Here is a 17,760-nt window from a genome sequence, read left to right on the forward strand (position 1 = left end):
CGATCATCGCCGCAGGGTGCGCGTGCAGCCGACCAACGGTCGGCTCTACCGACCGTCGTCTCAAGGGAGGCGGCTTATTGCCTGCGGACCGATTGCACGACCGACAACCGCCGTAGCCTGCGCATGACCTCGGCCAGATGGTTGCGGTCGCGGACCTGGATGTTGAACGCCAGCACCGCCGCGTTGAAATCGCGATCCAGGTAGTCCACCCGCTCGATGTTGGAGTGGCTCTGCGCGATCGCCGCGGCCAGCTGGGCCAGCACGCCGGTGCCGTTCTCCACTTCCACCACCAGCGCGGTGTCGTAATCGCCGGACACGGTGGTGTCCCAGCCGATCGGCACCCAACGTTCGGGCGACTTGCGCAACTCGGCCAGGTTGGGGCAATCCATGCGGTGCACCACGATGCCCTTGCCGGCGGTGTGGTAGCCCATGATGTCGTCGCCGGGGATCGGCTGGCAGCAGTTGGCGAAACTGACCACGCCACGCTCGCTGCCGTTGATCAGGATCTTTTCCTGCGAATGGCGCGAATGCGCGCCGCCACGCAATTCGGCATAGGCCATCAGTGCCTGCGCGGCCTGGTTGGGCATCCAGTTGCCCAGTGCCACCTCGGCCAGCAGGGCCTCCAGGCGGGGATACCGGTGTTCGGCCAGGAACGCATCCAGGCGCCCCTTCGGCAGGCGCTCCAGCGAGCTGTCCATCGCCTCCAGCGCGCGGTCGAGCATGCGGTGGCCCAGCTGCACCGCGTCTTCGTGTTCCAGCTGTTTGAGCTGGTGGCGGATCGCGGTGCGTGCCTTGGAGCTGACCACGAACTCCAGCCACTGCGGCTTGGGCGTGGCCGAACGCGCGGTGATCACCTCCACCGTCTGTCCACTGACCAGCTTGGTACGCAGCGGCACCAGCTTCTTGTCCACGCGCGAGGCCACGGCCATGTTGCCCACGTCGGTGTGCACCGCGTAGGCGAAGTCCAGCGCGGTGGAATTGCGCGGCAGGGCCAGGATCTTGCCCTTCGGGGTGAACAGGTAGACCTCGTCCGGGAACAGGTCGACCTTGACGTTGTCCAGGAACTCCAGCGACGAGCCGGCGGCGCGCTGCGAGTCGATCAGTTCCACGATCCACGCATGCGCGCGGCTCTGCGCGCTGTTGGGCGAGTCGCCGCCGAATTTGTAGGTCCAGTGCGCGGCCACGCCGCGCTCGGCGATCAGGTCCATCTCCTCGGTGCGGATCTGCACCTCGATCGGCGACCCATACGGCCCGAACAGCACCGTGTGCAGCGACTGGTAGCCGTTGGCCTTGGGGATCGCGATGAAGTCGCGGAAGCGCCCGTCCAGCGGCTTGAAGGTGGCGTGCACCGCGCCGAGCGCGTGGTAGGCGCTGGGCACGTTGCGGACGACCAGGCGGAAACCGAACACATCCATGACCTGGTCGAAGGATTTGTTCTCGTCGTGCATCTTGTTGTAGATGCTCCACGGGGTCTTGATGCGGCTGACCAGGCGGTGTTCCAGCCCTTCCTTGGCCAGGCGCTGGCTCAGCTGCACTTCCACCTGCGCCATCGCCTCGCGGCGGACCACCGGCTGGCTGCGGATGTGTTTTTCCAGGATCGCGTGGCGCCAGGGGTACAGCGCCTTGAAGCCCAGGTTCTGCAGTTCGCTCTTGACCAGGCTCATGCCCAGCCGCTGCGCGATCGGGGCGTAGATTTCCAGGGTTTCGCGGGCGATGCGGCCGCGCGCTTCGCGGCTCTGCGCGCCGAGGGTGCGCATGTTGTGCAGGCGGTCGGCCAGCTTGATCATGATCACGCGCAGGTCGCGCGACATCGCCAGCAGCATCTTGCGGAAGCTCTCGGCGGCCGCTTCCTGGCGGTCGCGGAACTTCAGCTTGTCCAGCTTGGTGACCCCGTCGACCAGCTCGGCCACGGCTTCGCCGAACTCGGCGGCCAGTTCTTCGCGGGTCAGCGGCGTGTCTTCGATGGTGTCGTGCAGGATCGCGGCGATCAGCGCCTCCACGTCCAGGCCGAGCTCGGCCAGCACCTGCGCCACGGCGACCGGATGGGTGATGTAGGGCTCGCCGGACTTGCGGGTCTGCCCGGCATGCGCGGAGGCACCCACTTCCCAGGCACGGCGCAGCAACGGCAGCTGCTCGGGCGGCAGGTAATGCGCTGCGCGTTCGAGCTGGAGGACATAGTCGGGTACGGCCGCGCCGGGGGGCGTGGCGACCTTGGCAGTGGGGCCTGGGTTCATGGCTGGAAGACTATGCCAGCGGCGGGATAACGGCAAACATCTGAACAGGGGAATCGCCCCCGATGCGTCGCCCCATGGTCATCGCCCGCCGGTGATCGCGCGGCGCGCTGCGGCGAGCGACCGTGATCGCGACGCGGCGTCACCCTGATGTGCCGCGCCCAAACGCAGAACAGCCCGCCAAGGCGGGCTGTTCTGGCAACAACGCACGACCAGGGCGATCAGTCGTCGTTCTTGGACATGTCTTCGTCGGCGACGACTTCGGCAGCGGCCCATTCCAGTGCTTCACGCTCGGCACGCTCGCGCTCGGCCTTCTCGACTTCGTCGATCAGGGCGTTGTCGATCTTGCGGGCGGCAATTTCGCGCAGCGCCAGCACGGTCGGCTTGTCTTCGGTTTCGCTGTTGTCCAGGGTGGCCTGGACGCCATTGGCCAGCTGACGGGCGCGCTTGGACGCCATCATGACCAGTTCGAAACGGTTGTTCACGACTTCCAGACAATCTTCTACGGTGATGCGGGCCATGCGGGCTCCCGGCAACCAGTGACGGTTGCTCAATCGAATGAGGGAAAGGGGACGGATTGTACTCGCGGGGGCTGGACAAAATCAAGCCAACCCGCTAGCACCCTCTTGGGAATCAGTCAGTTAGGGCTGATCCTGGGTCAACAGGGCCTGGATCAGGCCCGCGTGGCGGACCTTCTGGGCCTCCCGGCGCAGGCGGCTGGCGGTGAAGATGGCGCAGAGTTCGTCCACCGCCGTCTCGAAGACCTCGTTGACGATCACGTAGTCGAAGTCGTTGAAGTGCAGCATCTCTTCACGCGCGGCGGCCAGGCGCTGGGCGATCACTGTCTCGCTGTCCTGCCCGCGCTTGCGCATGCGGTCCTGCAGCGCCTGCTTCGACGGTGGCAGGATGAACACGGTGACCGTGCCCGGCACCAGCTGACGGACCTGCTGGGCGCCCTGCCAGTCGATCTCCAGCAGGACGTCCTGGCCGGCGGCCAGCTGCGGCTCGACCGACTGCCGCGCGGTGCCCTTCCAGTCGCCGTGCACCCAGGCATGCTCGAAGAAGTCGCCGGCGGCGATCATCTGCTCGAACTCCTCGGCGCTGACGAAGTGGTAATGCTCGCCGTTGACCTCACCCGGGCGCGTGGCGCGCGAGGTGAACGAGATCGACAGCGCGATCTGCGGATCGCGCGCCAGGGTGGCATTGACGATGCTGCTCTTGCCGGCCCCGGAGGGCGCGGCCACGATGTACAGGGTGCCGCGCGCGGGCGCACCGACGGGCGTGGGCTGGCTGCTCATTCGATGTTCTGCACCTGTTCGCGGATCTGGTCGATCAGCACCTTCAGTTCGACCGCGGCGTTGGACGTGCGGCTGTCCACCGACTTGGACCCGAGCGTGTTGGCCTCGCGGTTGAATTCCTGGAGCAGGAAGTCCAGGCGGCGCCCGACCGGCTCGCGCTGGGTGAACACCCGGCGGATTTCGACGATATGGCTGCCGAGCCGGTCCAGCTCCTCATCCACGTCCAGCTTCTGCAGCCACATCACCAGTTCCTGCTCGGCGCGGCCGGGGTCGACCGGGTGCGGCAGGTCGGCCAGGCGCGCGGCCAGCTTGGTGCGCTGGCCTTCGCGGATCAGCGGAATCAGCGTGGTGACCTCGGCAGCGATGCGCTCCACCCCGTCCACGCGCTCCTGGATGGCCGCGGCCAGCTTGTCGCCTTCACGCTCGCGCGCGGCCACGAAGCCATCCAGGGTGCTCTCGAGCAGGGCCAGTGCCTCGGCCTGCAGTGCGGCGGCGTCCACCGCCTCGCCCTGCATCACGCCCGGCACCTGCAGCAGTTCGGTGAAGCTCACCTGCAGGCTGGGGAACCCGGCCGCCAGCCGCGTGGCCAGCTCCCCGAGCTGGCCCAGCAGCGCATCGTTGACCACCAGCGCGCCGGTGACCTCCGGCGCGCGCAGGCGCATGACCAGGTCGATCTTGCCGCGGCTGCAGCGCGCGGCGACCCGCTCGCGCAGTTGCGGCTCCAGCGCACGCAGTTCCTCGGGCAGGCGCACGCCCACCTCCAGGAACCGGTGGTTGACCGAGCGCAGCTCACAGGCCAGCGTGCCCCAGCGCGTGGCGCGCTCGCCGCCGGCATAGGCGGTCATGCTTCGAATCATGCGGGTTTCCGGTGCTCTCAAAGTGCAAATGGTACCCTAGCGGTCTTCTCAGAGCCTCCTCGCCTGCCGGTCCCCGGTCCGGGCGCGGCCCTGCATCCCCTGACTTACGGAAGCCAAGCATGTCCGATCCCCGTCCCAGCGGCCGCCAGGCCGACCAGCTGCGCGAAGTGCGCATCGAGCGCGCCTTCACCCGTCACGCCGAGGGCTCGGTGCTGGTCAGCTTCGGTGAAACCCGCGTGCTGTGCACCGCCAGCGTGGAAAACCGCGTGCCGGGCTTCCTGCGCGGCAAGGGCGAAGGCTGGGTCACCGCCGAGTACGGCATGCTGCCGCGCTCCACCCACACCCGCAACGACCGCGAGGCGGCCCGTGGCAAGCAGGGCGGCCGCACCCTGGAGATCCAGCGCCTGATCGGCCGCACGCTGCGCGCCTGCATCGACCGCGGCGCGCTCGGCGAGCGCACCATCACCCTGGACTGCGACGTGCTGCAGGCCGACGGCGGCACCCGCACCGCCGCCATCACCGGCGCCTACGTGGCCCTGGTCGATGCGGTCAACTTCCTGCTCAAGCGCGGCGACATCAAGCGCAACCCGATCTTCGGCGCGGTCGCGGCCGTGTCGGTGGGCGTGTACCGCGGCACCCCGGTGCTGGACCTGGACTACGCCGAGGACAGCGACTGCGATACCGACATGAACGTGGTCATGAACGATGGCGGCGGCTTCATCGAACTGCAGGGCACCGCCGAAGGCCATGCCTTCCGTCGCGATGAACTGGACGCGCTGCTGCTGCTGGCCGAGAAGGGCATCAAGGATCTGTTCGCGGCGCAGCAGGCCGCCCTGGCGTCTGCATGAACCGTCGCATCGCCCTGACCACCCTGGTGGTGGCCGACTATGACGAGGCAATCGCCTGGTACACCGGCAAGCTCGGTTTCGCCCTGATCGAGGACATCGACCAGGGCGACAAGCGCTGGGTGGTGGTCGGACCGACCGACGGCAGCGCCGCGGCACTGCTGCTGGCGCGCGCCAGCACCGACGAGCAGCGTGCGCGGATCGGCAACCAGACCGGCGGCCGGGTCGGCTTCTTCCTGAACACCGATGATTTCCGGCGCGACCATGCGGCCATGACCGCCCAGGGCGTGGAATTCCTGGAAACCCCGCGCGAAGAGGTGTACGCCACCGTGGCGGTGTTCCGCGACCTCTACGGCAACACCTGGGATCTGCTGGAGCCGAAATGATGAAACTGGTATTGGCCAGCGGCAACGCCGGCAAGCTGAAGGAACTGCAGGCCATGCTCGGCGACCTGCCACTGCAGATCGTCGCGCAGGGCGAGCTGGGCGTCAGCGACGTGCCCGAAACCGGCCTGACCTTCGTCGAGAATGCGCTGATCAAGGCGCGCCATGCCTGCCAGAGCACCGGGCTGCCGGCGCTGGCCGACGACTCGGGCCTGATCGTGGATGCGCTCGATGGCGCGCCCGGCCTGTACAGCGCGCGCTATGCCGGTAGCCCCACCAACGATGCCGCCAACAACGCCAAGCTGCTGGAGGCGCTGCGCGGGGTCCCGGCCGAACGCCGCACCGCGCGCTTCTACGCGGTGATCGTGCTGCTGCGCCACGCCGACGACCCGCAGCCGCTGATCTGCGAAGGCAGCTGGGAAGGGGTGATCCTGGACGAGCTGCGCGGCAGCCACGGCTTCGGCTACAACCCGGTGTTCCTGGACCCGGCGCATGGCCTGACCGCGGCGGAGATGGAGCCGGCGCAGAAGAACGCCATCAGCCACCGCGCCATCGCCCTGCAGCTGCTCAAGCAGGCATTGCCCGCCTTGCTGTAATGCCCTCCCTGATGATGCCTGGAGAGCCGGCCCGCGGCCGGCACGACCGTTGAATTCCATGCCACAGCCACACCACCACTGCGACCACCTGCCCGGCGAACACTGCCCGGGCGACCACGATCACGCGCCGCGGCTGGTCCCGCCGCCGCTGTCGCTGTACGTGCACCTGCCGTGGTGCGTGCGCAAGTGCCCGTACTGCGACTTCAACTCGCACGCGGCCAAGGGCGAGCTGCCGTTCGAGGCGTACATCGACGCGCTGATCCGCGACCTGGACCAGGACCTGCCGCTGGTCTGGGGCCGGGTGGTCAGCAGCGTGTTCTTCGGTGGCGGCACCCCCAGCCTGTTCCCGCCCGAGGCGATCGACCGCTTCCTGCAGGCCGCCTCGGCCCGGCTGCGTTTCGCGCCCAACCTGGAGGTGACCCTGGAGACCAACCCGGGCACCGCCGAGCACGGCCGCTTCGACCGCTACCGCGCCGCCGGCGTGAACCGGATCAGCTTCGGCATCCAGACCTTCAACGACGAAGCGCTCAAGCGCCTGGGCCGCATCCACGACAGTGGCGAGGCCGAGCGCGCGGTGAAGCTGGCGCAGGACGCCGGCTACGACAACTTCAACATCGACCTGATGTACGCGCTGCCGCAGCAGACGCTTGCGCAGGCCGAGCATGACCTGGAGCGCGCCTTCGCGCTGCAGCCCACGCACCTGTCGCACTACCAGCTCACCCTGGAGCCGAACACGGTGTTCTTCGCAAAGCCGCCGCAGGGCATCCCCGACGAGGATTCGGCGTGGGACATCCAGGAACACTGCCAGCGGATGCTGGCCGAGGCCGGCTATGCGCAGTACGAGGTCAGCGCGTACGCAAAACCCGGCCGGCAGAGCCAGCACAACCTCAATTACTGGCGCTTCGGCGATTACCTGGGGATCGGCGCCGGCGCTCACGGCAAGATCAGCAGCGGTGCCGAAGAACACGTGCTGCGCCGCTGGAAGCACAAGCATCCCCAGACCTTCATGGACACTGCCGGCAGCGCAGCCTCGATCGGCGGCGACGACGTGATCGATGCGCCGCGCCTTCCGTTCGAGTACATGCTCAACCTGCTGCGGCTGCATGAAGGCTTCACCCTGAAGGATTTCGAATCGCGCACCGGCCTGCAACGGGCGGCCATCGCCACACCGCTGCAGGCGGCCATCGCGCGCGGCTGGATGACCCTGGACGGCGACCACGCCCGGCCCACCGAGCTCGGCCGACGCTTCACCAACGACGTCGTCGAACTCTTCCTCCCGTAGAGCCGACCGTTGGTCGGCTGCTCTTGATCGTCTGCTCCTGATCCCCTGCTCCAGATCCCCTGCTCCAGATCCCCTGCGCCCGATCCCCTGCTCCCGATCCCTGCGCCCGATCCCCTGAGTTGATCGTCTCCGCCCCTCGACTCCCGTCGGCGGCCCCGGATCCGCCGACGTGATCCGGCCCGGCAAGACCACGCAACGCAGCCGACCAACGGTCGGCGCTACGGTCGGGGTATCCCTTCTGGCGGTGACCGGGCGAAAACGTTAGATTCTGTGCTCTCAGGGGAGCTGGAACTACAACGGATGTCTGCGTCCGCACCTTCATCGTCCCACGCCGATCCGGCCCGTTTCGCCCACGTGGCCGCGCCGCCGCGCGTGCGCCGGCTGCTGGCAGCCCTGCATGCGCTGGCGGCGCAGACCCTGGCCAACCCGCTCAAGCTGACCATCGTGGAACTGGAACGCGAGCTGTTCCGCGACGCCGAACGGGCGCGCAACAGCCAGATCCAGGCCGACATCTACGCCCAGACCCGGCGCCTGCACGAGATCAACGCCCAGTTCGCGCCGCGCTTCCTGGAGGAACTTGCCGAGACCCTGGCCAACCTGCGCCAGCCACGCGTGCGCCACGTGCCGGCCGTCTCCCCTGCCGCGATGTCGGCGACCACGCTCACCCTGGTGGCAGACACCGACATCGATCGCGACATCGTGCTGGTGGACATCATCCGCCGCGAATCGCAGCGCTCTGCCAGCGCGCTGCAGCTGCTGGGGCAGCGCTTCGGCGTGCTCGCCGCCGGGCCCGAATTCGACGTCGAGGACATGCCGTTCGGTCCGCAGGTGCTGTGCCGGATCGTGCGCGGCCTCGGCGAGCAGTTCGAGCTTGGGCTGGAAACCCAACTGGCGCTTTACCGCGTGTTCGACCGCCAGTTGATCGAGCGCCTGGGCGAGCTGCTGGAGCGCGCCAACATCCTGCTCGGCCACGAAGGCATCCTGCCCGGGCTGGTCTACACCCCGTACCTGGCGCGCTCGGCCACCACCCGCCGGATCGTCACCGGCCCCGAGCGCACGGCCACCCCGCGTGAAGGCGGCAAGGTGACCCGCCCGCTGACCGGCTGGAGCGGCTCGGCCCAAAGCGGCAGTTGGGCAGCCATGACCAGCGAAGCGATGGGCGACCTGCCTGCGTCACTGCGGCCGGCCGCCGCCGAGCCGGTGGCCGCAGTGGCGACCGCATCCCCTTCGTCCGGCGCGGACGCCGTGGGCGCCGCTGCACAGGACCTGTCCGCGCCGGCCATGTCCGCACTCCACCAGTTGCTGGATGCCGCCCGTCACGCCAGTGCCGGCGGCACGCCCGGCGTCGCTGGCCAGACCGGTGCCGGCGCGCCCGGCGGTCCGGCCGAGATCGGCGCGACCGCGCCTGCCCCCGGCCCGTCCAGCGCCCCCCCGCCCGCCCCGGGCCCGCCGCCGGTCGCCGTGGCCAGCGAGGCCGTGCACGCCACCCTGGCCAAGCTGCAGGCGCAGAGCGTGGGCAGCGGCGGCGCGCGGCGCAGCATGGCCGACCTGCACAACGCGCTGCTGGCCCAGATGCGCGCCGACCATGGCCCGCAGGCCGCGCTGACGGTCAAGGACAACGACACCTTCGACCTGCTGGACATGCTGTACGGGCAGATCCAGCGCGAGGTCCGCCCGGACGCGGTGGCCGCCGACCTGCTGGCGCGGCTGCAGGTGCCGGTGGCCCGCGCAGCCCTGTCCGACCCGGCGTTCTTCGTGCGCGACCAGCACCCGGCACGCGAGCTGCTCAATGCCGTGGCCGAGGCGGGCGCCAACTGGCTGGGCGAGGAAGACGTCGACCCGCAACTGGTGCAGAAGCTGGGCCGCGCGGTCGACCAGGTGGTCAGCGACTACCAGGGCGACGCAGCGGTGTTTGAGACCGCCAACGAGGATGTCCAGCAGCATTTCCGCGCCTTGGCGCACAAGGCCGAACTGGCCGAGCGGCGCCACGTGGAGGCCGCGCGCGGCAAGGAACGCCTGGAGGCCGCCAAGCAACAGGCCGGGGCCAGCATCGAGCACCTGTGCGCCCGCGCCGAGCCGCCGCGCTTCGTGCAGTCGCTGCTCAAGCAGGCCTGGTCGGACGTGTTGACCCTGACCCTGCTGCGCCACGGCGACGATTCCGAGCAATGGCAGCAGCGCGAGCAGGAAACCGCACGCATCGCCGACGTCACCTGCCAGGCGCCGGGCAGCGCGCCCAGCGACGCCGAACTGGGCAGCCAGGTGGAAACCGCGCTGACCCAGGTCGGCTACCACCAGGACGAGGCGGCGGCGATCGCTCGCCGGCTGTCCACCCCCGGCGGCGAGGACGACAGCAGTTCGCGCACCGAATTGACGGCACGGATCCGCGCGCGCACCCGGCTGGGTGAGCAGGCCGAAGGCAACGAAGCGCGCAAGGTCGCGCCGCTGGCGCGCAACATGGCCGAAGAAGACTGCTACCGGCAGCTGCGTACGCTGCCGTTCGGTACCTGGTTCGAGTTCACCACCAACCAGCAGGGCGACCTGCGCCGTCAGCGCCTGTCCTGGTACAGCCTGGTCACCGACAACGCGTTGTTCGTCAATCCGCGCGGGCAGAAGGTCGGCGAACATTCGCTGGACGCGCTGGCCAGGCTGATGGCGCATGGCCAGGTCCGGCTCGTCAGCGAAGACAAGAGCCGCCTGATCGACCGGGCCTGGCAGGCCACGCTGCGCACGCTGCGTTCGCTGGCCGGCAACGCCCCCACCGTGGAGAGCGCGCAGTGAGCACCGATACCGATACCCGCCGGGCGCCGCGCCGCCAGGTCGCCGAACTGGTCCCCGTCACCGACATGCTGGCCGAGGCCGTGATCGGGCGCCTGGGCAATGTGTCCGAGACCGGCATGCTGATGCTGGCCTCGGTCCCGATGCACGAGGACGCGCTGTACCAGTTGCAGTTCGCCATCCCCGGTCCGCAGGGACAACCGCTGGCGCTGGACGTGGGCGCGCACCTGCTGTGGAGCGAACAGACCCACGCCCCCGGCCAGGCCTGGGTGGGCTTCCGTTTCCTGACCCTCAGCCGCGACCATCGCGAACGCCTGCGGGACTGGATCGCACAGGAAACTTCGGCGGTCTGAGTGCCGGTTCCGGCACAGCGCGATGCCCGCGATTGCGGCAGAATCAGGGGCTGCACTCCGCACTGTCGAACGAGCCCCCGCGATGAACCAGCCAGACCTCGGCGCCCTGTATTCCCATCACGTCAGCGTGCTTCGCCAGCGCGCCGACGAAGCGCTGGCGCGCGGCGGTTTCGACCATCTGGTGATTCCCAGCGGCACCCAGCATTACCAGGTGTTCGATGACCGCGATTACCCGTATGCGGTCAACCCGAACTTCAAGGCCTGGCTGCCGCTGACCAAGCTGCCCAACAGCTGGCTGGTCTACACCCCCGGCCAGCGCCCGGCGCTGATCTTCTTCCAACCGTTCGACTACTGGCACGTGGTGCCGGATGCGCCCAACGGCTGGTGGGTGGAGCACGTCGACATCCACATCATCCGCAGCGCCGAGCAGGCGCTGGCACTGCTGCCCAAGGACCCGGCGCGCTGCGCGATCCTGGGCGAACCGCAGAGCACGCTGGGCGCTTTCGCGCCGAACAATCCCGAGCCGGTGCTGCACTACCTGGACTGGCAGCGCGGCTACAAGACGCCTTACGAGATCGCGCTGATGCGCCAGGCCCAGCGCCTGGGCGTGCGTGGCCACCGTGCCGCCGAGACCGCCTTCCGCGCCGGCGCCAGCGAGTTCGACATCCACATGGCCTACTGCAGTGCCGTCGGCCAGGACGCCAATGAACTGCCGTACGGCAACATCATCGGCCTCAATGAACATGCCGCGGTCCTGCATTACACCGACCTGGGCCGCAGCGCGCCGTCCCCGCTGCGCAGCTTCCTGATCGATGCCGGCGCCAGCGTGCACGGCTACGCCAGCGACATCACCCGCACCTACGCGGCCAGTGGCCACGACGAATTCCAGGCGATGATCGACGCGGTCGACGCGGCCCAGCAGCAGATGGCCGCCGGTGTGCGCGCCGGCGTCGATTACAAGCAGCTGCACGTGGACGCGCATCTGTCGCTGATGGGCATCCTGAAGGACTTCGGCGTGCTCAAGGTGTCGCCGGAAGCGGCCCTGGCCACCGGCGTCAGCGCGGCCTTCTTCCCGCATGGCCTGGGCCACCTGATCGGCCTGCAGGTACACGACGTGGCCGGCTTCGCCGCCAGCGACCGCGGCGGTCGCATCGAGCGCCCGCAGGGCCACCCCTACCTGCGCCTGACCCGCGTGCTGGAGCCGGGCATGGTGGTCACCATCGAGCCGGGCGTGTACTTCATCGACATGCTGCTGGACGAAGTGAAGCAGGCCGGCCATGGCGACAGCATCGACTGGGCACGGGTCGATTTCTTCCGCCCGTATGGTGGTATCCGCATCGAGGACGAAGTGCTGTGCACCGAGGCCGACGCGGACAACCTGACCCGCCCGGCTTTCGCAGCCGCCGATTGAAGCGGGCCGGCGCGTAGAGCCACCCCATGGGTGGCTGCACGCAACACCCAACCCGTAGAGCCACCCCATGGGTGGCTACACGCACACCCAACCCGTAGAGCCACCCCATGGGTGGCTGCACGCACACCCAACCCGTAGAGCCACCCCATGGGTGGCTACACGCAACACCCAACCCGTAGAGCCACCCCATGGGTGGCTACACGCACACCCAACCCGTAGAGCCACCCCATGGGTGGCTACACGCACACCCAACCCGTAGAGCCACCCCATGGGTGGCTGCACGCACACCCACCGCAGAGCCACCCTATGGGTGGCTGCACGCAACACCCGCTCCCCTCGTCAGCGATCCGCCATCACCGCTTCGATCTCATCGGCGCTGCGCGCCAATGCCGCGGTCAGCACCTGGTGGCCGTCGTCGGTGATCAGCACGTCGTCTTCGGTACGGATGCCGATGCCGCGCCAGCGCGCCTCAACGCTGCGATCGTCCGCAGAAACGTACAGGCCCGGTTCGATGGTGAACACCATGCCCGGCTCGAGCATGCGCGAGTCGCCGGCCAGGCGGTAATCGCCCACGTCATGCACGTCCAGGCCCAGCCAATGCCCGGTCTTGTGCCGGTAGAAACGCTGGTAATGGCCCTCGGCAATGTTCTCTTCCAGGGTTCCCTTGAGCAGCCCCAACCGCAGCAGGCCCTCGGTCAGGGTCTGCACGGCGGCCAGATGCCCCGCCTCATAAGCATTGCCCGGCCTGGCTTCGGCCAGCGCGGCCGCCTGCGCCGCGCCGACCAGATCGTGCAGCGCGCGCTGCTCGGCACTGAAGCGGCCGTTGACCGGGAAGGTCCGGGTGATGTCGCTGGCGTAGCCGCGATACTCGGCACCGGCATCGATCAGCACCAGGTCGCCATCGCGTGAGCGCGCCGCGTTGTCGCGGTAGTGCAGGATGCAACCGTTGGCACCGGCACCGACGATGCTCGAATAGGCCGCGCACGCATCGTGGGCGCGGAACTCGCGCTCCAGGTCGGCCTGCAGTTCGTACTCGTGGATGCCGGGCCGGGCCACCCGCATCGCCACCCGATGCGCCTGTACGCTGATGTCGGCGGCGCGCTGCATCAGCGCGATCTCCGCACTGGACTTGAACAGCCGCTGCTCATGCAGCAGGTGGCCCAGCTCGAGGAATTCGTGCGGTGGCTGCGCACCGTGGCGCACCTGAGAGCGCACCCGGTTGACCCAGCCGATCAGCTTGAGATCGAACTCGGCATCGCGACCGAAGTGGTAGTACACCCGCGAGCGCCCTTCCAGCAGGCCGGGCAGGATGTCGTCCAGGTCGTCGATCGGATACGCATCGTCCATCCCGTACTGCGACACCGCCCCTTCCTGGCCGGCGCGCGCGCCATCCCAGGCTTCGCGGTCGGGGTCGCGCTCGCGGCAGAACAGGATCACCTCACCGTGGCGTCGGCCCGGAATCAGCACCAGCACGGCCTCCGGTTCCGGGAAGCCGCTCAGGTACCAGAAGTCCGAATCCTGGCGGAACGGGTAATGCGTATCCAGGCTGCGCACCCGCTCGGACGCGGCGGGCAGGACCAGGATGGCATCGTCGCCGGCCATCTCCATCAACTGCTGGCGACGACGACGGTATTCGGCGGCGGAGATGCCGGTCAGCTGCCGGATATCCATCTCAGTTCAGGCGCTGCCGATGGCGCGCCGCCATCACGCAGTCGCCGTGCAGCAACAGCACCGCCACGCGGATGAACTCCTCGATCTCGGCCAACGCGTCTTCATCATCGTCGTTGCCGCTCTCGAAATCCTCGCTGGAGGCCTGGGCCAGCTTGGCCAGGTCGTTCAGGGCTTCCTCGCCCTCCTCCGACAGCGCCGGTCGGCGCCCGCCCGAGCCCAGCCCGAAGCCGCCCAGGAAGGCACGCGCCCAGGTGAACAGGGCATCGGCCTGCGCGGCGGTGTCATTGGCATCGCTCAGCAGCAGTTCGAAGGCGAAATCGCGGTCTTCCAGCTGGGCCACGCTGGCCTGCAGCAGCTGCGAGAGCGCATCGCCCTCGGCCGGCAGCGGCAGGTTGTCATCGGCCAGCACCCGGGCCGGCCATTCGCGCACCGGCGCGCCGCCGGCGGACAGCCAGCCGCACAGGCCGCCGTGCAGTTCAGCGGCATTGGCGCCCAGGCCCAATGCCTGGCTGGCCAGGTTCACGTCATTGACACTCGGTAGTTCGGTCATCTTGGGGCTCGATCGGAAAAAGGCGCCAAGGCCACCGCGGGCGGGGCTCTGGCAGCTTCACAGTGTAGCAATCCGACCGTACGCCCCGGGGCGTGATCGCCGCTGCCGGGCGCCCGGGCGGCGGTGCCCGCCTGCCCCGTCATTATTCGCTTGACCGGCTCCACCGCCCTTGCCTATCGTGCCGAACATGGAACCTTCCGACGCCATCACCCAATTGCAGGCCTTCGCCGCCCGGGTGGAGGCGTTGCTGGAGCGCAACCAGCGCCTGGCCGAGGAGAACCGCAGCCTGCGCCACCAGCAGGAACAGCTGGTGGCCGAGCGCTCGCAGCTGTTGGCCAAGAACGAGCAGGCCCGCTCCCGGGTCGAAGCGATGATCACCCGCCTCAAGTCCCTGGAGCAGCACACATGAGCCAGACCGAGCCGGTCAGTGTCCGCATCCTCGACCGCGAGTACACCGTGGGCGTGGGCGCCGAAGAGCGCGAGATCCTCACGGCTGCCGCGCGCCTGCTGGACGCCAAGATGCGCGAGATCCGCGGCAGCAACCGCATGGCCGCCGTGGACCGCGTCGCCGTGCTGGCCGCGCTCAACCTGGCGCATGAACTGCAGCAGCTGCGCGATGAACACGCCCGCCAGGCCGTGGCCCTGCAGCAGACCCTGGCCGATCTGAACCGGCGGCTGGATCGGGCGATCGACGGGGCGTAAGCAGCCGCCCGACGGTCGGCTCTACCGGGATCATTGGCATGGGCAAGCCGACCCACCGGCGGCGCTGCGGTGTTCCACGCGATGTTCCATTGCACAAGACCATCGCATGGCCATCATCGATCTGAATTCAGGTGTAATTCGACCGACGAACGGCCTCCCCCTCGGCGCGTGCTTGGCTATAATGGCGACGCGTTCTCTGCTGTGAACGACGGCGTGTGCAAACATTCGCCTTGTCCCTTAATTACGACCACGGGTGCGCGACGGCGCCGGGAGTGCAAGTCCGCCTTGTAGCGGGAAGCCCGAAGGAGTCCCAGCGTACCCACTTGAACCCCGGGTTCAAGGTCGTTTCGCACGCATCGTCACCGCGGAGAATGCAGTATTCCTGCAAGAGCGACGTCCCACCGGGGCGTCGCTCTTGTTTTATCCGCGCCCGCACCACGCCCCGGACCCAGGCATGACCGACCCGCGCTCCGCACTGCGCCAGCAGCTGCGTCAACGCCGCCGCGACATCCCCGCCGCCCAGCGCCTGGCCGCGGCCGAGCACCTGGCCGATGCCCTGTTGCAGCTACCGTTCGCTCCGGCCGAAGGCTTCGTTGCGGGCTACTGGGCGATGGATGGCGAGATCGCCCTGCACCGCTGGCAGATGCAACTGCCGCCATCGCTGACCTACTGCCTGCCGATCCTCGCCGGCGACACCCTGCGCTTTGCACCGTGGCGCCCTGGCCAGCCGCTGGGCGCCAACCGCTATGGCATTCCCGAGCCCGACGTCGCCGCCGAGGCCACCCTCGCCCCGGAACAGATGGCGTTGGTGGTCGCACCGCTGGTGGGGTTCGATGCGCTGGGCCGACGCCTGGGCATGGGGGGCGGCTGGTATGATCGCAGCTTCGCATTCCGTCACCAGCGCCCGGCCCCGCCGTGGCTGGTCGGGGTCGGCTTCTCGGTGCAGCAGGTCGATGACCTGCCGGTACAGCCCTGGGATGTCGCGGTGGATGCGATCTGCACCGACGCGTCCACCCTTGTTCCCGTATCGGCCGCTGGCCGCTACCCCTCGCGATAGAAAGACGGATGACCGCACGCAAGCGCTACTGGCTGATGAAGTCCGAACCGGACGCCTTTTCCATCGATGATCTGCAACGCGTGGGCCGCGAGCCCTGGAACGGCGTGCGCAACTACCAGGCGCGCAATTTCATGCGCGATGGCATGAAGGTCGGCGATGGGGTCCTGTTCTACCACTCCAACACCAAGGTGCCGGGCATCGTGGGCCTGGCCACGGTTGCCAGCGAAGCCTACCCGGACGACACCCAGTTCAACCCGAAATCCGATTACTACGACCCCAAGGCCACCCGCGAAGAACCGCGCTGGATGCTGGTGGACGTGGCCTTCGAGCGCAAACTGCGCGACACCATTTCGCTGGACGAGATCAAGCTGCATGCCGATGCGCTGGGCGACGGTTTCCCGCTGACCGCGCGCGGCAACCGCCTCTCGATCCTGCCGGTGACCGCAGCGCAGTGGAAGCTGCTGCTGTCGCTGGAAAAGCACTGATCCCCCTTTCCCTCAAGAGTTGCCCGCCATGTCCGAAGCCAAGCGCCTGGCTGCCGAAAAAGCCCTGGAATACGTCGAAGACGGCATGATCGTCGGGGTCGGCACCGGCTCCACCGTTGCCTATTTCATCGATGGCCTGGCCCGCATCCAGCACCGTATCAAGGGCACCGTGTCCAGCTCGGAGCAGAGCACCGCGCGCCTGCGCGAGCACGGCATCGAGGTGATGGAGCTCAACCACACCGGCAACCTGTCGCTGTACGTGGACGGGGCCGACGAATGCGACGGCAACAAGTGCCTGATCAAGGGCGGTGGCGCCGCGCTGACCCGCGAGAAGATCATCGCCGAAGCCAGCGAGCGCTTCGTCTGCATCGTCGACCCGAGCAAGCAGGTGCCGGTGCTGGGGCGTTTCCCGCTGCCGGTGGAAGTGATCCCGATGGCCCGCAGCCTGGTCGCCCGCCGCATCATGGACATGACCGGCGGCCAGCCGGCCTGGCGCGAAGGCGTGGTTACCGACAACGGCAACGCGATCCTGGACATCCACCACTTGCAGATCACCGACCCGGTCAAACTCGAGCGCGAGCTCAACCAGCTGCCCGGCGTGGTCTGCGTGGGGCTGTTCGCGCGGCGCCCGGCCGACGTGGTGATCGTCGGTGGGCAGCCGCCCAAGGTGTTCTGATCCGGCGGCCGGCCCGCGATGGCCGGCTTCCCCAACTTCGAGGTAGACCCGATGTCGCTGACCCGCCTGCTGTCGCTGCTGCTCCTGATGACCTTGACCGGCTGCGCCAGCAGCGGCGCCCGCCACTGGGTGGAACTGGGCGGTGCCCGCTACCAGGTGGAGCTGGCCGTGGATGACGCCAGCCGCGCACGCGGGCTGATGTTCCGCGACCAGATGCCGGCCGACCACGGCATGCTGTTCCTGCACGAGCGCGAAGAGCTGCAGGCGTACTGGATGAAGAACACCAAGATCGCGCTGGACATCCTGTACTTCGACGACCAGCGCCGCCTGGTCAGCCAGCAGCGCGACGTGCCGCCGTGCTCGGCGGGCGATCGTTGCCCGCCCTACCCGAGCAGCGGCCCGGCGCGTTACGTGCTCGAGCTCAACGCCGGCCAGGCGGAAAAGCTGGGACTGCAGGATGGGACCCAGATCACCTTCGGCCCGGGCATCTCCGACCGCTAGATCCACGCGCTGCGTGGAAGACAGGCACGCCCGGCGCTTTCACGCCGGGACGCTTGAATCCGGCCGCGTTTGACGCCAGTCTGTCGC

At 68.5% G+C, this 17,760-nt stretch carries 19 protein-coding genes and 1 other RNA gene; 14 read left to right on the top strand and 6 right to left on the bottom strand.

The window, feature by feature from the left end:
• Window positions 1-74: 74 nt before the first annotated feature.
• The 4 genes from M2421_RS13285 to M2421_RS13300 all read right to left on the bottom strand — a co-directional run bounded on the left by M2421_RS13285 (window position 75) and on the right by M2421_RS13300 (window position 4,386).
• Window positions 75-2,234, bottom strand: coding sequence for a bifunctional (p)ppGpp synthetase/guanosine-3',5'-bis(diphosphate) 3'-pyrophosphohydrolase (locus M2421_RS13285; protein WP_259207450.1), 2,160 nt, complete (start codon window positions 2,232-2,234; stop codon window positions 75-77).
• 218 nt (window positions 2,235-2,452) lie between these two features.
• Window positions 2,453-2,752, bottom strand: a complete 300-nt coding sequence (rpoZ, locus tag M2421_RS13290) for a DNA-directed RNA polymerase subunit omega (protein WP_005410877.1) — start codon at window positions 2,750-2,752, stop codon at window positions 2,453-2,455.
• A 120-nt stretch (window positions 2,753-2,872) separates the two neighbouring features.
• On the bottom strand, window positions 2,873-3,529 hold the full coding sequence (gene gmk / locus M2421_RS13295) for a guanylate kinase (protein ID WP_259207462.1): 657 nt from the start codon (window positions 3,527-3,529) through the stop codon (window positions 2,873-2,875).
• Window positions 3,526-4,386: a YicC/YloC family endoribonuclease gene (locus M2421_RS13300; protein WP_259207463.1), complete on the bottom strand. Its 861-nt coding sequence runs from the start codon at window positions 4,384-4,386 to the stop codon at window positions 3,526-3,528. The genes gmk and M2421_RS13300 overlap by 4 nt, the downstream gene beginning before the upstream one ends.
• 119 nt (window positions 4,387-4,505) lie before the next feature.
• On the opposite strand from M2421_RS13300, the gene rph reads away from it, so the two are divergent.
• The 7 genes from rph (at window position 4,506) to pepQ (ending at window position 12,031) form a co-directional block, all read left to right on the top strand.
• Window positions 4,506-5,234: a ribonuclease PH gene (gene rph, locus M2421_RS13305; RefSeq protein WP_259207464.1), complete on the top strand. Its 729-nt coding sequence runs from the start codon at window positions 4,506-4,508 to the stop codon at window positions 5,232-5,234.
• On the top strand, window positions 5,231-5,617 hold the full coding sequence (locus tag M2421_RS13310; protein WP_259207466.1) for a VOC family protein: 387 nt from the start codon (window positions 5,231-5,233) through the stop codon (window positions 5,615-5,617). Before rph ends, M2421_RS13310 begins: the two co-directional genes overlap by 4 nt.
• A complete protein-coding gene (gene rdgB / locus M2421_RS13315) occupies window positions 5,614-6,210 on the top strand; it encodes an RdgB/HAM1 family non-canonical purine NTP pyrophosphatase (RefSeq protein WP_259207467.1) in 597 nt (198 codons plus the stop codon). Before M2421_RS13310 ends, rdgB begins: the two co-directional genes overlap by 4 nt.
• 58 nt (window positions 6,211-6,268) lie before the next feature.
• Window positions 6,269-7,492: a radical SAM family heme chaperone HemW gene (hemW, locus tag M2421_RS13320; RefSeq protein ID WP_259207469.1), complete on the top strand. Its 1,224-nt coding sequence runs from the start codon at window positions 6,269-6,271 to the stop codon at window positions 7,490-7,492.
• A 300-nt stretch (window positions 7,493-7,792) separates the two neighbouring features.
• A complete protein-coding gene (locus M2421_RS13325) occupies window positions 7,793-10,270 on the top strand; it encodes a DUF1631 domain-containing protein (protein WP_259207471.1) in 2,478 nt (825 codons plus the stop codon).
• Window positions 10,267-10,620 (top strand): PilZ domain-containing protein, encoded by a 354-nt coding sequence (locus M2421_RS13330; protein ID WP_259207472.1) that lies wholly within the window; start codon window positions 10,267-10,269, stop codon window positions 10,618-10,620. Before M2421_RS13325 ends, M2421_RS13330 begins: the two co-directional genes overlap by 4 nt.
• 82 nt (window positions 10,621-10,702) lie before the next feature.
• Window positions 10,703-12,031, top strand: a complete 1,329-nt coding sequence (pepQ, locus tag M2421_RS13335) for a Xaa-Pro dipeptidase (protein ID WP_259207473.1) — start codon at window positions 10,703-10,705, stop codon at window positions 12,029-12,031.
• Window positions 12,032-12,370: 339 nt separating this feature from the next.
• Here the strand turns inward: pepQ and M2421_RS13340 are convergent, their stop codons facing one another.
• The gene (locus tag M2421_RS13340) at window positions 12,371-13,696 is read right to left on the bottom strand and encodes an aminopeptidase P N-terminal domain-containing protein (protein ID WP_259207799.1); all 1,326 of its coding nucleotides are present in this window, start codon (window positions 13,694-13,696) and stop codon (window positions 12,371-12,373) included.
• 7 nt (window positions 13,697-13,703) lie between these two features.
• Complete coding sequence (locus tag M2421_RS13345; protein ID WP_259207474.1) at window positions 13,704-14,252, bottom strand: UPF0149 family protein; 549 nt, start codon at window positions 14,250-14,252, stop codon at window positions 13,704-13,706.
• 187 nt (window positions 14,253-14,439) lie between these two features.
• Between M2421_RS13345 and M2421_RS13350 the strand changes: the two genes are divergently transcribed.
• From M2421_RS13350 to M2421_RS13380, 7 genes are all read left to right on the top strand, one after another.
• On the top strand, window positions 14,440-14,661 hold the full coding sequence (locus M2421_RS13350) for a TIGR02449 family protein (protein ID WP_038686482.1): 222 nt from the start codon (window positions 14,440-14,442) through the stop codon (window positions 14,659-14,661).
• On the top strand, window positions 14,658-14,954 hold the full coding sequence (locus M2421_RS13355) for a cell division protein ZapA (protein WP_259207475.1): 297 nt from the start codon (window positions 14,658-14,660) through the stop codon (window positions 14,952-14,954). The genes M2421_RS13350 and M2421_RS13355 overlap by 4 nt, the downstream gene beginning before the upstream one ends.
• A gap of 190 nt (window positions 14,955-15,144) precedes the next feature.
• Window positions 15,145-15,329: non-coding RNA, 6S RNA (gene ssrS, locus M2421_RS13360), on the top strand.
• Between the two features lie 79 nt (window positions 15,330-15,408).
• Complete coding sequence (locus M2421_RS13365) at window positions 15,409-16,011, top strand: 5-formyltetrahydrofolate cyclo-ligase (RefSeq protein WP_259207476.1); 603 nt, start codon at window positions 15,409-15,411, stop codon at window positions 16,009-16,011.
• Between the two features lie 8 nt (window positions 16,012-16,019).
• On the top strand, window positions 16,020-16,496 hold the full coding sequence (locus M2421_RS13370; RefSeq protein ID WP_259207477.1) for an EVE domain-containing protein: 477 nt from the start codon (window positions 16,020-16,022) through the stop codon (window positions 16,494-16,496).
• 28 nt (window positions 16,497-16,524) lie between these two features.
• Entirely contained in the window at window positions 16,525-17,172 is a 648-nt protein-coding gene (rpiA, locus tag M2421_RS13375) for a ribose-5-phosphate isomerase RpiA (RefSeq protein WP_259207480.1), read from the top strand.
• Between the two features lie 51 nt (window positions 17,173-17,223).
• Entirely contained in the window at window positions 17,224-17,673 is a 450-nt protein-coding gene (locus M2421_RS13380) for a DUF192 domain-containing protein (RefSeq protein WP_259207800.1), read from the top strand.
• The last annotated feature ends 87 nt before the right edge of the window (window positions 17,674-17,760 follow it).

Origin of the sequence: Stenotrophomonas sp. BIGb0135 (assembly GCF_024810105.1) — a bacterium.
GTDB lineage: Bacteria > Pseudomonadota > Gammaproteobacteria > Xanthomonadales > Xanthomonadaceae > Stenotrophomonas > Stenotrophomonas maltophilia_AB.